This is a genomic window from Spongiibacter sp. C9W (genome assembly GCF_057370015.1).
Genome location: NZ_CM170672.1, coordinates 2,925,319 through 2,943,744 on the forward strand (window position 1 = coordinate 2,925,319; position 18,426 = coordinate 2,943,744).

General features: G+C 56.2%; 16 protein-coding genes and 1 other RNA gene. All 17 read left to right on the forward strand.

The window, feature by feature from the left end:
* The first annotated feature begins 2 nt into the window (after positions 1 to 2).
* An RNA gene (gene rnpB, locus AC2Q8J_RS13935) (RNase P RNA component class A) lies at positions 3 to 353 on the forward strand.
* 291 nt (positions 354 to 644) lie between these two features.
* Positions 645 to 1,088, forward strand: a complete 444-nt coding sequence (gene mraZ / locus AC2Q8J_RS13940) for a division/cell wall cluster transcriptional repressor MraZ (RefSeq protein ID WP_027874545.1) — start codon at positions 645 to 647, stop codon at positions 1,086 to 1,088.
* Between the two features lie 9 nt (positions 1,089 to 1,097).
* Entirely contained in the window at positions 1,098 to 2,030 is a 933-nt protein-coding gene (gene rsmH / locus AC2Q8J_RS13945; protein WP_486451563.1) for a 16S rRNA (cytosine(1402)-N(4))-methyltransferase RsmH, read from the forward strand.
* Positions 2,031 to 2,366, forward strand: a complete 336-nt coding sequence (ftsL, locus tag AC2Q8J_RS13950) for a cell division protein FtsL (protein WP_204997299.1) — start codon at positions 2,031 to 2,033, stop codon at positions 2,364 to 2,366.
* On the forward strand, positions 2,350 to 4,071 hold the full coding sequence (locus AC2Q8J_RS13955) for a peptidoglycan D,D-transpeptidase FtsI family protein (protein ID WP_204997300.1): 1,722 nt from the start codon (positions 2,350 to 2,352) through the stop codon (positions 4,069 to 4,071). The genes ftsL and AC2Q8J_RS13955 overlap by 17 nt, the downstream gene beginning before the upstream one ends.
* Positions 4,068 to 5,558 carry a UDP-N-acetylmuramoyl-L-alanyl-D-glutamate--2,6-diaminopimelate ligase gene (locus tag AC2Q8J_RS13960; protein ID WP_486451564.1) on the forward strand — a complete coding sequence of 497 codons (1,491 nt, stop codon included), beginning with the start codon at positions 4,068 to 4,070 and terminating at the stop codon, positions 5,556 to 5,558. The genes AC2Q8J_RS13955 and AC2Q8J_RS13960 overlap by 4 nt, the downstream gene beginning before the upstream one ends.
* Positions 5,555 to 6,916: a UDP-N-acetylmuramoyl-tripeptide--D-alanyl-D-alanine ligase gene (locus tag AC2Q8J_RS13965; RefSeq protein WP_486451565.1), complete on the forward strand. Its 1,362-nt coding sequence runs from the start codon at positions 5,555 to 5,557 to the stop codon at positions 6,914 to 6,916. The genes AC2Q8J_RS13960 and AC2Q8J_RS13965 overlap by 4 nt, the downstream gene beginning before the upstream one ends.
* Before the next feature lies 1 nt (position 6,917).
* Positions 6,918 to 8,000 carry a phospho-N-acetylmuramoyl-pentapeptide-transferase gene (gene mraY, locus AC2Q8J_RS13970; RefSeq protein ID WP_486451566.1) on the forward strand — a complete coding sequence of 361 codons (1,083 nt, stop codon included), beginning with the start codon at positions 6,918 to 6,920 and terminating at the stop codon, positions 7,998 to 8,000.
* 13 nt (positions 8,001 to 8,013) lie between these two features.
* A complete protein-coding gene (gene murD, locus AC2Q8J_RS13975; protein ID WP_486451567.1) occupies positions 8,014 to 9,360 on the forward strand; it encodes a UDP-N-acetylmuramoyl-L-alanine--D-glutamate ligase in 1,347 nt (448 codons plus the stop codon).
* On the forward strand, positions 9,353 to 10,492 hold the full coding sequence (ftsW, locus tag AC2Q8J_RS13980; protein ID WP_486451568.1) for a putative lipid II flippase FtsW: 1,140 nt from the start codon (positions 9,353 to 9,355) through the stop codon (positions 10,490 to 10,492). The genes murD and ftsW overlap by 8 nt, the downstream gene beginning before the upstream one ends.
* Positions 10,482 to 11,567: an undecaprenyldiphospho-muramoylpentapeptide beta-N-acetylglucosaminyltransferase gene (murG, locus tag AC2Q8J_RS13985; RefSeq protein WP_486451569.1), complete on the forward strand. Its 1,086-nt coding sequence runs from the start codon at positions 10,482 to 10,484 to the stop codon at positions 11,565 to 11,567. The genes ftsW and murG overlap by 11 nt, the downstream gene beginning before the upstream one ends.
* Positions 11,557 to 12,975, forward strand: a complete 1,419-nt coding sequence (gene murC, locus AC2Q8J_RS13990) for a UDP-N-acetylmuramate--L-alanine ligase (protein ID WP_286838422.1) — start codon at positions 11,557 to 11,559, stop codon at positions 12,973 to 12,975. Before murG ends, murC begins: the two co-directional genes overlap by 11 nt.
* Before the next feature lie 3 nt (positions 12,976 to 12,978).
* Positions 12,979 to 13,932: a D-alanine--D-alanine ligase gene (locus AC2Q8J_RS13995; RefSeq protein ID WP_486451570.1), complete on the forward strand. Its 954-nt coding sequence runs from the start codon at positions 12,979 to 12,981 to the stop codon at positions 13,930 to 13,932.
* Positions 13,922 to 14,701 carry a cell division protein FtsQ/DivIB gene (locus tag AC2Q8J_RS14000; RefSeq protein WP_286693872.1) on the forward strand — a complete coding sequence of 260 codons (780 nt, stop codon included), beginning with the start codon at positions 13,922 to 13,924 and terminating at the stop codon, positions 14,699 to 14,701. Before AC2Q8J_RS13995 ends, AC2Q8J_RS14000 begins: the two co-directional genes overlap by 11 nt.
* Before the next feature lie 84 nt (positions 14,702 to 14,785).
* On the forward strand, positions 14,786 to 16,015 hold the full coding sequence (gene ftsA / locus AC2Q8J_RS14005) for a cell division protein FtsA (protein WP_204997309.1): 1,230 nt from the start codon (positions 14,786 to 14,788) through the stop codon (positions 16,013 to 16,015).
* A gap of 97 nt (positions 16,016 to 16,112) precedes the next feature.
* Complete coding sequence (ftsZ, locus tag AC2Q8J_RS14010) at positions 16,113 to 17,270, forward strand: cell division protein FtsZ (protein ID WP_204997310.1); 1,158 nt, start codon at positions 16,113 to 16,115, stop codon at positions 17,268 to 17,270.
* 90 nt (positions 17,271 to 17,360) lie between these two features.
* Positions 17,361 to 18,275, forward strand: a complete 915-nt coding sequence (gene lpxC / locus AC2Q8J_RS14015; RefSeq protein ID WP_027874531.1) for a UDP-3-O-acyl-N-acetylglucosamine deacetylase — start codon at positions 17,361 to 17,363, stop codon at positions 18,273 to 18,275.
* Positions 18,276 to 18,426 lie beyond the last annotated feature (151 nt).

Below are 18,426 nucleotides of genomic sequence, written 5' to 3' on the forward strand. Positions count from 1 at the left end.
GTTGAGTCGGCTGGGCGGCCGCTCTGCGCGCAAGCGCGGGGAGGAAAGTCCGGGCTCCATAGGGTAAAGCGCCAGGTAACGCCTGGGGGGCGAGAGCCTACGGAAAGTGCAGCAGAAAATATACCGCCTACGTAGCTTCGGCTGCCGGTAAGGTTGAAATGGTGCGGTAAGAGCGCACCGCGCGACTGGCAACAGTTCGTGGCATGGTAAACCCCGCTTGGAGCAAGGCCAAATAGGAATCCTACGCTGCGACCCGCAGTGGATTCGGGTAGGCTGCTTGAGGTTTGCGGTGACGCAGGCCCCAGATGAATGGTCGTCCACGACAGAACCCGGCTTATAGGCCGACTCATTTTTCTTCTCTTTCTGATTATTTCTCCTATAACGAGCTATCTACTTAAGGATTTACTTTAAGTAGTGTTTTTATGTGCTTGTTTTCTATGTCTTAGTTTTCTTTGTTTTTGCAAGTTCCGCGATTTTACCTGCCATTTCACAACATATTTGCGAAAAATCCCTGCGTTTTGCGGTGCGTCTTCCTTGACATAAATGCTGCACAGTTCATATAGTGTCGCGTAGTGGTGAAAAGTGGCATTTTGTGGGTTTAGGTGGTGTGAAAGTGGATTCTGAAGGGATAAAGGTGGGCTAGCGTGTTTATCGGCAGCTACGCAATCACAATGGATGCAAAGGGGCGCATGGCGATTCCAGCCAAAGTGCGCGATGCCCTGTCGTCCGTGTGTGAGGGGCGTTTGGTTGTCACTGCTCACACAGAAGAGCGCTGCCTGTTGGTCTACCCCGAGCCCCAATGGCTGGATTTACAGCCAAAAATTGAGGCCTTGCCCAATATCCATCGCAAGGCCAGGCGCATGCAGCGCTTGTTGCTTGGTTATGCCACGCCGCTTGAGCTTGATGGCAATGGGCGCGTGTTATTGCCACAGACCCTGCGTGACTACGCAAATTTAGAAAAGAAATTGATGCTTATCGGGCAGGGGAAAAAATTAGAGCTTTGGAGTGAGTCGGGCTGGAACCAGGAGCTCGATACCGGCGATGACGATGAGTCGATGCCGGAAGAAATGCTGTCGCTGTCACTTTAAGGGGGCGCTTTGGAACAGCATCTGACGGTACTGCGCAACGAGGCGGTTTCGGCACTCATGGGGCCAAGTGATGGCTGCTATGTGGACGGAACGTTTGGGCGTGGCGGCCACAGCCGGTTAATCCTGGAAAGCTTGGGCGAAGCGGGACTGCTAATGGGGATCGATAAAGATCCTCGTGCCTGTGAGTCTGGCGCTGCCTTAATGGCTGAAGATCAGCGTTTCCAGATGCGCAAAGGTTCATTTGCCGAGCTGGACGAATTGCTGGAGTGTGCCGGTTGGCGCGAGGGTGTCGACGGCGTGCTGCTTGATCTTGGTGTCTCGTCGCCGCAGCTGGATGAAGCCGAACGCGGCTTTAGTTTTCTGCGCGATGGCGACCTTGATATGCGCATGGATACCGAGTCAGGCCAGAGTGCAGCGCAGTGGTTGGCTGAGGCGGAAGAGAGCGATATCGCGCGGGTGCTCAAAGTCTATGGCGAAGAGCGCTTTGCCAAGCGTATCGCGCGAGCGATTGTTGAGGCTAGAGCGGAACAGCCAATAACAAGAACGCTGCAGTTGGCAAAAATTGTGGCGGAGGCGAACCCCTCTTGGGAGAAGCACAAGCACCCAGCAACGCGAGCGTTTCAGGCGATACGCATATACATCAATAACGAATTGGGCGACCTAGAGCGCCTGCTAAAAAAAGTTGTTGAGCGCCTGAGGCCCGGCGGCCGGTTGGTTGTTATCAGCTTCCACTCGCTGGAAGACCGCATCGTAAAGCGTTTTATGCGTCGACAAGCCCAGGGCGAGTCGGTGCCGGCGTATTTGCCTGTTACCGATGATCAGGTTGGGCGGACGATGCGACTGGTCGGTAAAGCAGTGAAGCCGAGTGAGCAAGAGGTGGCAGCGAACCCCAGAGCGCGCAGCGCGGTGATGCGAGTTGCTGAAAAACTGGGGGAGCGCTAGGTGGCGGCCGCTGGTAAGCCGAAAAAAAAGCAGCGTGAGAATGCTGAGGTTGCGCCTTTTGGCGGGTTTTGGGTGCCGCTGCTGTTTGTTCTGGTTTTGGTGTCAGCGTTGGCGCTGATTCAAAGCTCGCACAAATCGCGCAAGTTATTTAGTGAACTACAAGATTTGCGGCGCGACGCTATGCAGTTAGATGAAGAGTGGGGGCGTCTGTTGTTGGAGCAGAGCACATGGGCGTCGCCCGATAGAGTGCAGAGTCTGGCTGAAGATAAATTAAAAATGAAAGCGCCTGATATGCGTGAGGTAGAAATGGTTAGGGGTTATGGCAAAGCAGGTTAAAGCACCGATATCGCCTTGGCGGTTTCGCGTTGTTGTGGCCGGCCTGCTGGTGCTGGCTGCCATGCTGCTTGCGCGCACCCTGACCTTGCAGGTGCTTGATGTTGATCGCGGCTATGAGTTCCTGCAGGGGCAGGGTAATGCCAGGACGATTCGCAGCGAAGTCATTCCCGCGCACCGTGGCATGATCTCGGACCGCAATGGCGAACCGCTGGCGGTTAGCACACCGGTAGCGTCAATTTGGGCAAACCCCAGAGAGCTCGGCAAACAGAAAGACGCCTGGCCGAAGCTGGCGCGTGCACTGTCGATGTCGGTTGCAGAATTGTCCAGAAAAATGGAGCGTTACAGCAATAGCCAGTTTATGTACCTGCGCCGCCATCTCGCACCGCAAGACGCGAAAGCTATCCTCGCATTAAAAGTGCCGGGGGTTTACCTGCAGCGCGAATACCGGCGGTTTTATCCCGCGGGTGAGGTCACGGCACATTTACTGGGTTTTACGAATATCGATGACCGAGGTCAGGAAGGCTTAGAGTTGGCCTATGACGAATGGCTCAACGGCGAGCCCGGCCGCAAGCGAGTATTAAAAGATCTGTATGGCAATATTATTAGGGAGATCGATGCCGGGAAGGAGGCGAGCCCCGGAAAGAGCCTCCAGCTCAGCATAGATTTACGCTTGCAGTACTTGGCCTACCGAGAATTAAAAGCAGCACTTAAACGAACCGGCGCTAAAGCCGGTTCGGTCGTTATTCTCGATAGTAAGAGCGGTGAAGTGTTAGCGATGGTGAATCAACCCTCGTACAACCCGAATAACCGCAGTCAGCTTAATCCGAGCGCGCTGCGCAATCGCGCTGTTATCGACATGTTTGAACCGGGTTCAACGGTGAAGCCGATGACATTGGTCGCTGCACTCGAGAGTGGCCGCTATCAGCCGGATACCGAAATAAACACCCACCCCGGTTATATCAAGGTGGGGCCTAAGCTACTTGAAGATCATCGCAACTACGGCGTGCTGACCGTAGCGGAAGTATTGAAAAAATCCAGCCAAGTCGGCACTACCAAAATTGCACTGTCGCTGGACGAGCAAGAAGTGTGGCGTGTTTTTCAGCGATTCGGCTTTGGCCGTGATACCGGCTCTGGGTTTCCCGGGGAGAGCAGCGGAGTACTGCCTAACCGTCCGAATTGGCGAGCGATCGAACGGGCGACGTTGTCCTTTGGTTATGGCATGACGGTTACCAACCTCCAGCTCGCTCAAGCTTATTCCGTATTTGCGAACCACGGTGTGTTTCAGCCGGTCAGTATGCTGAAGCGTCAGGAGCCCGCCGAGCACCGGCAGGTGATTGCTCCGAAAGTCGCCCGCCAGGTGGTTGATATGCTGGAGCTGGTTACTCAGCCTGGCGGCACAGCCACGCGAGCCCGCGTAGCGGCATACCGCGTTGGAGGAAAGACTGGAACATCGCACAAAGCCGTTGCTGGTGGCTATGCGGAAGACCGCTATTTTTCGCTGTTTGCCGGCGTGGCGCCGGCCAGTGACCCGCGCATTGTTGCAGTCGTGACGATTGATGAGCCGGAGGGTGATTATTTTGGCGGGCTAGTGGCCGCGCCGGTATTTTCCAGTGTCGTTGCCGACGCGCTGCGCTTGATGAATATTGCGCCGGATGATGTTGAGCCTGAAGCTGAAGGCGAAGACCGGGGGGATGCCGCCGCATGACCCCTGTAGCCCGCTATAGCAAGCCGAGTGAGCGCAGTCTGGGTGATTTACTGCCTGGTGTCAGTGCCGATGTGGCGGCAATTCCCGTGGCTGGCCTGTGCCTGGATAGCCGAAAAATTAAGCCGGACCAGGTTTTTCTGGCATTAAAAGGCCATGCTCACGATGGTCGTGACCATATCAATGCGGCCGTTGCGGCAGGTGCTGTTGCGGTTATTGCCGATGCGCCGTGTGACACTTCGGCATGGTCGTTGCCGGTGTTGCCCGTTGACCAGCTGGCTGAGCGCGTTAGTGAAATTGCCGGTAATTACTTTGCTCACCCTTCACAGGCTATGCGCCTGATAGGTATAACGGGCACCAATGGCAAAACCAGCTGCAGTTGGATGTTGGCGCAACTGCTTGAGGCCATGGGTGAGCCCTGCGGGATCGTCGGTACCTTGGGCAATGGTCGTCTGGGCGACTTGAAACCAGCCGGAAATACGACGCCCGACGCGGTATCCATACAGGCGCTGCTAGCCAGTTGGTGTGAGGGCGGCGCGCGCTGGGCCTCTATGGAAGTGTCCTCTCACGGCTTGGCGCAACACCGCGTTGAAGCGCTGCATTTCGACGCGGCGATATTTACCAATTTAAGCCAAGATCATCTCGATTATCACGGCAGCATGGCGGCGTACGCTGCGGCGAAGGCCCGTTTGTTTAACTGGCCAAATCTGGGGCTGGCGGTCATCAATCGCGACGACGAATTTGGTCGGCAATTGATAGCCAGTGCAGCGGCGTCGCAGATAATTGATTACAGCCTGAGTGATGCCGCTGCGCAGATCTATGTTGAGCGGCTGGCAAGCGATATTTCCGGCAGCCGAGCCGTGCTGCACAGCCCCTGGGGGCGGATCGATATTGATACGCCGTTGTTGGGCGACTTCAATTTGGCCAACCTGGCAGCCGCATGCGGTGTGTTGCTCGCTCGGGGCATTGCTCCACAGCAGATTGCCAATGTATTGGAGGCCCTGCAGCCAGTGCCGGGCCGAATGCAGTGCTTGCGCAGTGAAGACGGGGTGCTGGTTGTGATCGATTACGCCCATACAGAAGATGCGTTGACGAAAGTGCTCGATAGCTTGCGTCCTGTATGCAGTGGCCAGCTGCTTTGTGTGTTTGGTTGCGGTGGCGAGCGAGACCGTGGCAAGCGCCCGTTGATGGGACGCGCAGCCGCCGCTGGGGCTGATCGTCTTTATGTTACTAGCGACAACCCTCGCAGCGAGGCGCCACAAGACATTATCGATGATATCTGCGCTGGTATTTCTGACCTTAGTGGCGTTGAGGCAGAGGTTGATCGCGAGCGTGCCATATTGGCGGCGATTACCGGTGCTCAGCCGGGTGATGTGGTGCTTATAGCCGGGAAAGGCCACGAGCAAAGCCAGGATATCGGTGGTCAACAGCTTCCTTTTAGCGACCTAGCGGTGGCCCATAGGGCTATCGGTCGCAGGGAGGCAATATGATTCAGCCAATGTCGCTGTCGACAATCGCTGCACTTTGTCAGGGACGCGTTTACGGCGAGGATGTAGCGGTGTCTTCGGTGGAGATCGATAGCCGCCGTAGCCGTGACCAAAGTCTTTTTGTCGCGTTGCCGGGTAAGCACGTTGATGGTCACAACTTCATTGACGCAGCGGCGGAAAATGGCGCTGCTGCAGCGCTTGTGAATACAGTGAGTGAACGTCTGCCCTGCGTTCAAGTTGAAGACAGCTATGCCGCTATTGGCGCAATTGCCCGGGAGAATCGCCGACAATACCGCGGCGCGTTGGTCGCGCTGACTGGCAGCAGCGGCAAGACATCAACCAAAGAAATATTGGCGGCGCTGTTGAGCGTGAGTGGCAATGTGTTGGCAACGGCGGGCAATTACAACAATGAACTGGGTGTTCCCCTTACGTTGCTGCGACTGAGCGCTGAGCACGATTTTGCGGTGATCGAAATGGGTGCCGCCAAGGCTGGCGACATTCGCTACCTGTGCGACTTTGCTAGCCCTCGTGTCGCGATTTTGACCAACGCACAGCCGGCACATATAGAAGGCTTTGGCTCGCTGGATGGCGTGGCAAACACCAAGGGCGAAATATTTGAAGCCCTTCCGGCTGATGGCCTGGCGGTCATTAACGCCGACGATCAGTACTGCTCGCGCTGGCAAGAAAGGGCCGCGCATTGCCGACGGGTCACGTTTAGCGTCGAGTCTGCGTCGGCAGATATTTACGCCAGCGATATTCAGTTGCAGGCAGGGAAGTCGCTATTCACCTTGCACTGCTCGGAGGGCAGCGTAGCGGTCGAGTTGCCCCTGCCGGGTCGCCATATGGTTGCCAATGCCCTGGCGGCGGCGGTGGCCGCATTAGCAATGGGCGTTGAACTTGGGCAATTGCCCGAGGGGTTCCGGCGGGTACGAAATGCCAAAGGCCGGCTGTCGCGGGAAACAATTGCAGGTGTCACGCTTATCGACGACAGCTACAACGCCAACCCTGGCTCCGTGCGAGCGGCGATTGATGTTCTGGCCAATGAGCCAGGGCAGCGGGCGCTGGTGCTTGGCACTATGGCTGAGCTGGGAGAGAACGCCGCTGACCAGCACCTGCGAATTGCCGAGTACGCCGCGAAAGCGGGTATCGAGCGTTTCATTGTCGTTGGCGAATATGCCAATGCGATGGCGGCGCGCTTTGGCGAGGGCGCGCGCGCTTATGGCGATAATTCAGCGCTGCTATCGCAGCTGGCTGATGACACACAGGGCATTGATGCCGTGCTAATTAAAGGATCCCGCAGCGCCGCAATGGAGGCCGTGGTGCAGGTATTACAACAACAATTGTCCAAGGGGGACAGCTGACATGCTGTTACTGTTATCAGAATACCTGAGCCAGCATATTAGCGGATTTGCGGTTTTCCAATATCTTAGTTTTCGCGGCATTCTCGGGGTGTTAACCGCTTTGGCTATTTCGTTGTTAGTCGGGCCGGCGATGATCCGCAAGTTGAACTTCTATCAAATTGGTCAGGCCATTCGCGATGATGGCCCGAAGTCCCACCTGAGTAAATCCGGGACTCCGACTATGGGCGGCGCCTTAATTTTGGTCGCGATATTTACCAGTACCTTGATGTGGGCCGACCTGCGCAACCCCTTCGTGTGGACAGTATTGATCGTCACCTTTATTTTCGGCGCGGTGGGCTGGGTTGATGACTACCGCAAGGTTATCGAGCGCAATCCCCGCGGACTGCCCGCGCGATGGAAATACTTCTGGCAAAGTGTTGCGGGCGTCGGTGCGTCGGTTTTCTTGTATATCACCGCAGACAGCCCCGTCGACACTACGCTGTACTTCCCGTTCTTTAAAAATCTCAGCTGGCAAATGGGGCCGCTGTTTATGGTGCTGTGTTACTTCGTGATCGTTGGCGCCAGCAACGCGGTGAACCTGACTGATGGTCTAGATGGCTTGGCGATTCTGCCCACGGTATTGGTGGGCGCAGCGCTGGGCTTGATCGCCTACCTTACCGGGCACGTGAAGTTTGCCGAATACCTGCATATTCCTTACGTCGCGGGCGCAGGGGAGCTCATTGTGATATGCGGCGCCCTGGCTGGCGCCGGGCTCGGTTTCTTGTGGTTTAACACCTATCCCGCGCAAGTTTTTATGGGTGATGTGGGCGCCCTGGCTCTGGGGGCAACCCTGGGTTGTATTGCGGTGATTACCCGCCATGAGATCGTGTTTTTCATCATGGGCGGCATATTTGTATTGGAAACGGTGTCGGTCATTTTGCAGGTTGCATCGTTCAAACTGACGGGACGGCGCATTTTCCGTATGGCGCCTATCCATCATCACTTTGAATTAAAGGGGTGGCCTGAACCGCGGGTAATCGTACGTTTTTGGATCATTACGGTGATGCTGGTGCTGTTTGGCCTGGCAACATTGAAACTACGGTAATAAGAGAGTCAAGGTGAGCGTAATAGCGTCGGACAATAAACGCGTCATTGTGGGGATCGGAGCCACCGGGCTTTCTGTTGCCCGCTATTTGAGTGCGCGTGGCTTGCCCTTCACTGTTGCCGACAGTCGAGAGCAGCCGGCAGGGCTCGATGCGTTTCGCCAGGCGTTCCCCGATGTTGAGCTGCAGCTCGGCCCCTTCTCTGAAGACCAGTTTATCGGCGCCAGCGAATTGCTGGTGAACCCGGGTATACCGTTGAGCGAGCCGGCGATTGCCGCGGCCTCGGCGGCGGGCGTTCGCGTCAGCGGTGACATTGATTTATTTCACCAAGCGGCAAGCGCGCCGATTGTGGCAATCACCGGTTCTAATGGGAAAAGTACGGTCACCACGCTGGTGGGTTTAATGGCTGAGCGGGCCGGCATTCGCGTTGCGGTCGGCGGGAACCTGGGCACGCCAGCGCTGGAATTGTTGGACGACGATGTCCAGCTGTATGTATTGGAGCTCTCGTCCTTCCAACTAGAGCGCTGTGCAATGCTTGGTGCAGAGGTGGCGACAGTGCTGAATATCAGTGCTGATCATTTAGACCACCACGGCAGCATGCTCAACTATCACCAAGCGAAACACCGAATTTTTCAAGGCTGCAAGAAAGCGGTTGTCAATGCTGACCAGTCACTCACGCAGCCCCTGGTGCCCGACGATGTCGAAGTATGGAGCTTTTCTCTGGGCCACTCAGATTTTCGACGCTTCGGCGTTTTGGAGCAGCCGGGCGGGCGCTACTTGGCACTGGCGCGCGAACCGCTAATGGCGGCAAGTGAATTGCGCATAGCGGGGCGCCACAACCTGAGCAATGCACTGGCGGCACTGGCCATAGGCGCCGCAGCAGGGATTGATTCACCGGTAATGCTTGACGCTTTGCGAGAATTTTCGGGTCTGCCGCACCGCTGTGAGTTTGTGGCAGAGATTGATGGCGTGCGTTTTTACAATGACTCGAAAGGCACCAATGTTGGGGCATCGGTCTCGGCAATAGAAGGCTTAGCTGAGAGTGGAAAAATCGTATTGATTGCCGGTGGTTTGGCCAAGGGCGGGGAGTTTTCGCCGCTGGCTGAAGCCATGCGCAGAAGTGGCCGAGCGGCAGTGGTGATTGGCGAGGCGGCCGCCGCAATCGAGGGCTGTCTCGGAGAGCACGTACCTTGTCGACGCGAGCAGAGTATGGCGGCTGCTGTGCAAGGCGCGTTTGCCTTTGCTCAAGCTGGAGACGTTGTACTTCTCTCTCCGGCCTGTGCAAGTTTCGACATGTTCCGCAGCTACAGCGATCGCGGCGAACAGTTTAGTGCCGCCGTGCGGGAGCTTGCCCATGGTTAAGCCCCTGATGATTTGGCAGGAAGTTCAGCAAATAGATCGGCACTTGCAGCTGCTGTTATTGGCATTGCTGGCCGTGGGCTTTGTCGCGATGACCTCGGCATCGGTAGAGCATGCCGCTAGTCGCTATGGCGACACGTTCTTCTTCGCTAAGCGCTACGGCATGCATTTTACATTGGCGCTGGCATTGAGTGCGGTGATGTATCTCACCCCCATCGATTTTTGGGAGAAAACCGGTTGGTTGTGGTTGCTGATTGGCTTCTTGTTGTTGGCGCTGGTGCTGGTGCCGGGCGTAGGGCGTGAAGTAAACGGCAGTCGCCGCTGGTTGGCGGTGGGGCCATTGACGCTACAGGCCTCGGAATTTGTGAAGCTCTTTGTCATCTTTTATTTGGCGGGCTATCTGGTTCGTCGCGGCGATGAAGTGAAGGAACGGTGGTCTGGGTTTATCAAGCCGATGGCCGTGCTATTTGCGCTGACGCTGTTACTGATGTTGGAGCCGGATTTTGGTGCCACGGTGGTAACTGCTGGCACTGCCTTTGTCATGATTTTCTTGGGCGGCGTGAAACTTGGTCAGTTTTTACTGGTCATTCTTGGCTGCGTTGCGGGCGCCGTTGCGCTGGTAATTTTTGAGCCCTATCGGATGAAACGTTTAACAGCATTTACCGATCCTTGGGCGGACCAATTCAATAGTGGCTATCAGCTCACTCAGTCATTGATTGCTTTCGGTCGTGGCGAGCTGACGGGCGTTGGTTTTGGCAACAGCGTACAGAAGCTGTTTTACCTTCCCGAGGCGCACACGGATTTTGTGTTCGCAATTTTTGCCGAGGAGTTCGGGTTTATCGGCACCTTGGTCATTCTGGGGCTCTTTGTTGGGTTGGTGGGACGTATCATGGCGATTGGGCGGCATGCGGAGCTTACCAGTAGGCGTTTTCATGCGTTCGTTGCCTACGGTGTAGCGATGATGATCAGCGCCCAGGCATTTATCAATATGGGAGTGAATACCGGCTTGTTACCGACCAAGGGCCTGACCCTGCCCTTCTTTAGTTACGGCGGTAGCAGCTTGATGGTGTGTATGGCCATGGTGGCATTAGTTGCGCGTATAGAACGTGAATGCAGGGGGGAACATGGCCGATAAACCCTGTGTACTTATTATGGCGGGCGGCACTGGCGGGCATGTTTTTCCGGCGTTATCGGTGGCCGGGGTATTGTCCGAGCGCGGTGTTGATGTGCATTGGCTGGGCACTGCTGCCGGTATTGAGGCGCGCCTGGTCCCCGCTGCGAATATTCCTTTGCATTGTTTAAATATGGCGGGCGTGCGCGGTAAGAACCCGATTTTTCGCATTGCTGCCTTGTTTAAGGCGGGGACTGCGGTGCTGCAAAGCATGAGGCTGCTGCGAAAGATCAAGCCGTTTTGCGTTATTGGCTTGGGGGGCTACGCCTCGGGGCCTGGCGGATTGGCCGCAAAAATTCTGGGTATTCCGGTATTGATACACGAGCAAAACGCCATCGCCGGCACCACTAACCGGGTGTTGGCGAAGCTCGCGCGGCGCTGCCTGACCGGTTACCCAATTGCACTTGGCGGTGCGAAAAGCTGCTATATCGGTAATCCCGTGCGTGCCGAAATTGCCAATATTGCTGCACCGGAGCAGCGTTTATCCGGCCGTGATCAAGGCTTACGGGTGCTTGTACTGGGAGGCAGCTTGGGCGCGAAGGCCATCAATGATTGCATGGTCAATGTGTGGCCATTGCTGTCAGGGCTCACCGGGGTGCAACTGTGGCATCAGACTGGTCGCGCTCACGAGGGTGTGGTGCGGGAGGCCTACCAAGCCATTGGCGCCGAGGTGCGCGCTGACGCCTTTATTGATGATATGGCAGAAGCTTACAGCTGGGCTGATGTAGTGATATGCCGGGCGGGGGCGCTGACGGTAGCCGAGCTTGCCGCGGCAGGTTTGCCAGCCATTCTTATTCCCTTGCCGCATGCCATTGATGATCATCAGCGGGCCAATGCCCAGTGGTTTGTCGACGGTGGGGCAGGTGAAATCCTCGACCAAAAAGAGCTGACTCCCGAGGCCTTGGCGGCACGCTTAACTGACCTTGCGGCGCAGCCAGCCTTGCGTCTGCGCCAAGCTCAATCGGCGCGGGCCCTGGCCAAAACTGATGCTGCCGAGGTGGCTGCGGACTACTGTATGGAGTATGCCCATGGTCACTAAGCATCCTTTCATTGTTCCAGAGATGCGCCGCGTGAAGCGCATTCACTTCGTGGGTATTGGCGGCGCAGGAATGTGCGGTATCGCCGAGGTATTGCTGAATCTGGGTTACGTTGTTTCTGGCTCGGACTTGAAGGCATCGCCCAGTACGGCGCGGCTGCAGCGCCTTGGCGCCAGTATTGCTTTCGGTCATGAAGGTGAGCGCATTGCCGGTTGCGATGTTGTGGTTGTCTCGAGTGCGGTGAACAGCGACAACCCCGAAGTTATTGCCGCGCGCGAATTGCGTATTCCCGTTGTGCCTCGCGCGGAAATGTTGGCCGAGCTGATGCGTTATCGGCACGGCATTGCAGTTGCGGGTACCCATGGGAAAACGACGACAACCAGCTTGATTACCTCCATTTTCGCCGAAGCGGGCCTGGACCCGACATTTGTTATCGGTGGGTTGGTAAACAGTGCGGGCACCAATGCGGCGCTGGGCGAAAGCCGCTACCTGGTTGCCGAGGCCGATGAGAGTGATGCCTCGTTTTTGCATCTGCAGCCCATGGTGTCAGTGGTGACCAATATTGAAGCCGACCACATGGATACCTACGACGGCGATTTTGGCCGTTTGAAGAAAACCTTTATCGAGTTTTTGCACAACCTGCCGTTTTACGGTGTGGCTGTGGTTTGCGTAGACGATCCGGTGATTCGTGAGTTGCTCCCCGAGATTGGTCGCCAAACGCTGACCTATGGCTTTTCGGAGGACGCGGATTTTCGTATTCAAGACGTCAAGCAGGACGGACTGAAAAGCCATTTCACCGTTGCGCGGCGCAGTGGTGAGGCCTTATCGCTGTGTATTGGGCAGCCCGGTATTCACAATGTACTCAACGCCACAGCGGCGGTGGCGGTGGCGAGTGACGAGCGTTTGGCTGACGAGGCCATCTGTCGAGGCATTGCAAACTTTCAAGGTGTGGGGCGGCGCTTCCAGCGTTATGGCGAACAAGCACTTGCCGACGGCAGCTTTATGTTGGTCGATGATTACGGCCATCACCCCACCGAGGTCGCCGCCACTCTGGCCGCTGCGCGTCAGGCGTGGCCGGATCGGCGCCTAGTGATGCTGTATCAGCCTCACCGCTACACCCGTACTCGCGATCTTTACGAGGATTTCGTCAAGGTACTGGGCAGCGCCGATGCGCTGGCGCTGTTGGATGTTTATGCCGCCGGTGAGAATCCGATCCCCGGTGCCGACAGTCGCAGTCTGTGCCGCAGCATCCGCTTGCAGGGGGCGCTTGAACCGCTGTTTATCGATGGGCCGGAGCGCGTTTTTGAACAGCTCAAGCCTCACTTGCGCCCCGGCGATGTGCTGTTGACGCAAGGTGCCGGCAATATCGGCGCTGTTGCGCAGCAACTGGCCAACCAGGATTGGACATAAGTAATGACGAAAGTAGTGCTCAACGACATTGTGCAGGCGACAGACGGCAGAGTCGCTGTGCTGCTGGGTGGCAACAGCGCGGAGCGTGAAGTCTCGCTGCGCAGTGGCGCGGCCGTTGCTGACGCGCTAGCCGCACAAGGTTTGGCGGTCACTAAGATTGATACCGCTGGCGATGGTTGGATGAGTGAGCTTGCGGCGTTCTCTCATTGTTTTTTGGCGCTACATGGCCCCGGTGGCGAGGATGGCACCGTTCAGGGCGCACTGGAGTGCCTGGGTGTGCGTTACACGGGCAGCGGCGTCATGGCCTCTGCGCTGGCAATGGACAAGTTGCGCTGCAAATTATTGTGGCTGGGCTGCGGGCTTAGCACGCCGAAGTTTGTGGAATTGGACGAGCGCAGCAGCTGGTCGGCGATCGCCAACGAGTTGGGTGAGGCCATTGTAAAGCCTGCCTGTGAAGGCTCGAGTATTGGCATGTCGAAGGCGTGTAATGCCAGTGAATTAGAGCAGGCGTGGCTTGCCGCAAAACCCTATGGGCGGGTGTTCGCTGAACAGTGGGTAAGCGGTGGTGAATATACCGTGGCGATACTCGATGGCGAGGCCTTGCCTGCGATTCGTTTGGAAACTGATGCGGCGTTTTACGACTTCAATGCCAAGTATTTATCGGATAGCACCCGCTATCACTGCCCAGCGGGACTGAACGATCACGATGAGGCGGAGTTACGTGATCTCGCGTTAAAGGCCTTCAACGCGGTTGGCTGTCGAGGTTGGGGGCGCGTTGATGTAATGCGTGGTGCCGACGGCCGTTTTTACTTGTTGGAAGTCAACACCGTACCGGGAATGACGGATCACAGTTTGGTGCCAATGGCCGCTAAACAAGCAGGCATGAATTTCGAGCAATTGGTACTGCGGGTGCTGCACAGCAGCCTCGCCGGTGAGGCAGACGCGAATGGCCGCTAAGCAAAACCGCTTTAAAAGCTCGCGCAAAGAGACAGAGCGCAGCAAGCGCGGCAATCGCCGTGAGTGGGGCCGAATAGCCAACCGACTGCTGTTGTTAGTTGCTGTGCTTGGCTTTGTTTACGGAGTGGAGCGGCTGTCCGCCAAGTTGGATGCCATACCAGTGGAGCGGGTGGTGTTTGCCGGTGACTTGCAGCGTGTGGATCGCGATGTGTTGGTTGAACGGGTTACTGGTCAGTTAGCGGTGGGATATATCGGCTTGGACCTCGAGGCTATTCAGGCCGAACTTGAGCAGGAGCCATGGGTATATCGCGCAGTGGTGGAGCGGCTTTGGCCGCGGGAATTGAAGATCACCATTGTTGAAGAAACCCCGATAGCCGTGTGGGGACGGGGCGGTTTGCTTAACCATCGAGGGCGGATTTTCGTTCCTCAGGATGGCAGTGATTACGGTGCAGACTTGCCGCGCTTAGATGGCCCGAAGGGCAGTGCGATAGAAATAATGCGGCAGTACCGGTTGATGAGTCAGTTGCTGGGTGATGAACAGCTCACCTTACAACACTTGGAAATGGATGCGCGAGGCAGCTGGACCGCCCGCATCGACGAGAATGTGGAGCTGGTGTTGGGGCGCCAGGAGCCACTGGAAAAATTACGGCGATTTCTGTGGGTTTACCGCAAGTATTTAGCGGCAGATTTCGCCACCGTTGCGCGGGTTGATATGCGCTACATAAATGGTCTCGCGGTTGCGCGGACTCAACACAGTGATAAGGGATAACCATGCACAGTGAGTTAGGAAAAATAGTTAGCGGCAATGCACGCTCACACTATGCGCCGTGCAGAGCTTGGGGGAAGTGCAGCTATGTCTAGTTCAAATGCCGGAAGAATGGTTGTCGGTCTCGATATTGGCACGTCGAAAGTCGTGGCGATTGTCGGCGCCATTAATGACGAGGACAAACTGGAGATCGTTGGCATCGGCTCTCACCCATCGCGCGGCTTAAAGAAAGGCGTGGTGGTGAATATCGAGTCCACCGTGCAATCCATCCAGCGGGCCATCGAAGAGGCTGAGCTGATGGCGGGTTGCGAGATCCACAGTGTGTATGTCGGGATTGCTGGCAACCATATTCGCAGCCTGAATTCCCACGGCATTGTCGCCATCCGCGATCGTGAAGTGTTCCAGCTGGATCTGGATCGCGTTATCGATGCCGCGCAGGCGGTAGCGATCCCGGCTGATCAAAAGGTGCTGCATATCCTGCCGCAGGAATTCGTCATCGATGAGCAGGAAGGCATCAAAGAACCGCTCGGGATGTCGGGGGTTCGGCTAGAGGCAAAGGTGCACTTAGTTACCTGTGCGGTGAATGCCATCCAAAACATTGAGAAGTGTATTCGTCGCTGTGGGCTGGAGGTTGAAGACGTCATTCTGGAGCAGCTGGCATCGAGCTATTCCGTGCTGACTGACGACGAAAAAGAGCTGGGTGTTTGCCTGGTAGACATAGGCGGTGGTACCAGCGATATCGCCATCTTTACCGACGGTGCCATTCGCCATACCGGCGTGATTCCCATAGCTGGCGACCAGGTGACCAATGACATTGCGATGGCGTTGCGCACACCGACCCAGTACGCCGAAGAGATCAAAATTAAATACGCCTGTGCCTTAACCCAGCTTGCCGGTGAGGGCGAGACGATCAAGGTTCCCAGCGTTGGCGAGCGGGCGCCGCGTGAGTTGTCGCGTCAGGCGCTGGCAGAAGTCGTCGAGCCCCGCTATGACGAGTTGTTCACCTTGGTACAGGCTGAGCTGCGACGCAGCGGCTACGAGGATTTGTGCGCGGCCGGCATCGTGCTGACCGGTGGCACCTCCAAAATGGAAGGGGTTGTTGAGCTTGCCGAGGAAATTTTCCACATGCCGGTGCGCATTGGCTCACCGCAGGATGTTCGCGGTTTGAACGACATTGTGCGCAACCCGATCTATGCAACTAGCGTGGGCCTGCTGCACTACGGCATTAAGCATCAAACCGAAAGTGGTGGTCATGGCCGCGTACGCCAAGACGGTTTCGTATCGCGGCTCAAGAGCTGGTTTCAAAACAATTTTTAACGAATCTGCAGCGGCGCCGATGTTGCCGCAGATGATAACGAAGTAGTAACGGGTCGTGTTTGGCAGCACGGCCAATATTGTAAAAGGGAGAAAGACCATGTTTGAACTCGTAGATAACGTTCCTCAGAACGCTGTGATTAAGGTTGTTGGTGTCGGTGGTGGCGGCGGTAATGCCGTTAAGCACATGATCGCTAACTCGGTAGACGGCGTAGATTTCATCTGCGCGAATACCGATGCGCAGGCGCTAACCGACGTCATGTCTAAAACTGTGCTGCAGTTGGGCACAACGATTACCAAGGGCTTGGGTGCTGGCGCGAATCCAGAAGTGGGTCGTCAGGCCGCCATGGAAGACCGCGATCGCATCGCTGAAGCGCTGGAAGGTGCTGATATGGTGTTCATCACCGCAGGTATGGGCGGCGGCACCGGCACCGGCGGTGCGCCAGTGGTTGCTGAAGTGGCGAAAGAGCTGGGTATTCTTACCGTTGCAGTCGTGACTAAGCCCTTCCCGTTTGAAGGTAAAAAGCGCTTAACCGTTGCCGAAGCGGGAATGAAAGAACTGCGTCAGCATGTGGATTCGCTGATCACTATCCCCAATGAAAAGCTGCTGCCAGTGCTGGGTAAAAACACCAGTCTGCTCGACGCTTTTAAGGCTGCTAACGACGTATTACTCGGCGCCGTGCAGGGTATTGCCGACCTGATTATCCGCCCGGGTATGATTAACGTCGACTTTGCTGACGTGCGCACAGTGATGTCAGAAATGGGTATGGCGATGATGGGTAGCGGTATTGCTCGCGGTGAAAATCGCGCCTGTGAAGCGGCTGAAGCGGCGATTCGCAGCCCACTCCTAGAAGACGTGAATTTGGAAGGGGCGCGGGGCATTTTGGTTAATATTACCGCAGGATTGGACCTCTCCCTAGGCGAGTTCAGCGATGTCGGGGATACTATCAAGGAATTCGCGTCCGAGGACGCAACCGTGGTGGTTGGTACGGTTATCGACCCAGAAATGAGCGAAGAGCTGCGGGTTACTGTGGTGGCGACAGGCTTGGACGGTGTGGCACAAGAAGTGCCCTTGAAAGCCGTTGAAAATAAACCTGTTGAGCGTGCGAGTGACTACCGCAAGTTGGACCGCCCAACCATTATGCGTAATCAACAAGCGGCGGCAGCGCGCGAAGCGGTTGCGGCGGCGCCTGTCGTTGAAGACAAGGATATGGAATACCTGGATATTCCAGCGTTCTTGCGCCGTCAGGCAGACTGATACGCAGCAGCGTTAGTCGCGCGGGCGCCGCCGACCTTGGGTCGGCGTAGCGTGCGATGGCGTCTTTGCGTCTTTAAAAGAGTATAGAAAATGATCAGACAACGAACATTGCGCAATACCATCCGGGCGACCGGGATAGGTTTGCATACTGGGGAAAAAGTCTTTTTGACCCTGAAGCCAGCGCCCGTTGATACGGGTGTGATCTTCCGGCGAACGGACCTGAACCCCGTTGTCGAGATTCATGCTCACGCAGAGAATGTCGGTGATACAACGCTTTCCACAACGCTGGTTAATGGTGATGTTCGCGTGTCGACCGTAGAGCACCTGCTGTCAGCGATGGCAGGACTTGGTATCGACAACGCCTATGTGGAGCTGAGCTCCTCAGAAGTGCCCATTATGGATGGCAGTGCGGGTCCGTTCGTGTTTTTGATTCAGTCTGCGGGAATCGAAGAGCAGGACGCGCCCAAAAAGTTCATCCGTATTAAGCGTCCAGTTACCGTGAAAGACGGCGATAAAGTCGCGAGTTTTCTCCCTTTTGACGGCTTTAAAGTTTCTTTCACGATCGACTTTGATCACCCTGTTTTCAGGGATCGGACAGGGCACGCTGAGTTGGATTTTTCCAGCACCTCTTTTGTTAAAGAGGTGAGCCGCGCTCGCACATTTGGGTTTATGCATGAAATCGAATACCTGCGCTCCAAGGGTCTAGCTCAGGGAGGCAGTGTCGACAATGCCATCGTGGTGGACGAGTACCGTATTTTGAACGAAGACGGCCTTCGCTATGAAGACGAATTCGTGAAACACAAAGTGCTCGATGCTATTGGTGACCTCTACCTCCTGGGTACCAGCCTTATCGGTGAGTTCAAGGCGTTTAAGTCTGGCCACGGCTTAAATAATGCCTCGCTTCGCAAACTCATCAAAGAGACTGACGCCTGGGAGTGGGTGACCTTTGAAGACCCCGCCGACGCCCCCATCACCTACGCCGCTGCGGCTGCAGTTAACGCGTAATTTCTGGCCATTTCCGGCGCGAGCAACGGCCGCCGGGAATGGCAATCTTTTCTCATCTATGCGATATTGCCACCCGGTAGCGCAGTGCTCGCACAGCTCCTGCTCGCGCCCACTTGCTGGGTGTCGGTCGCAGTGATCTTCACCGATACGC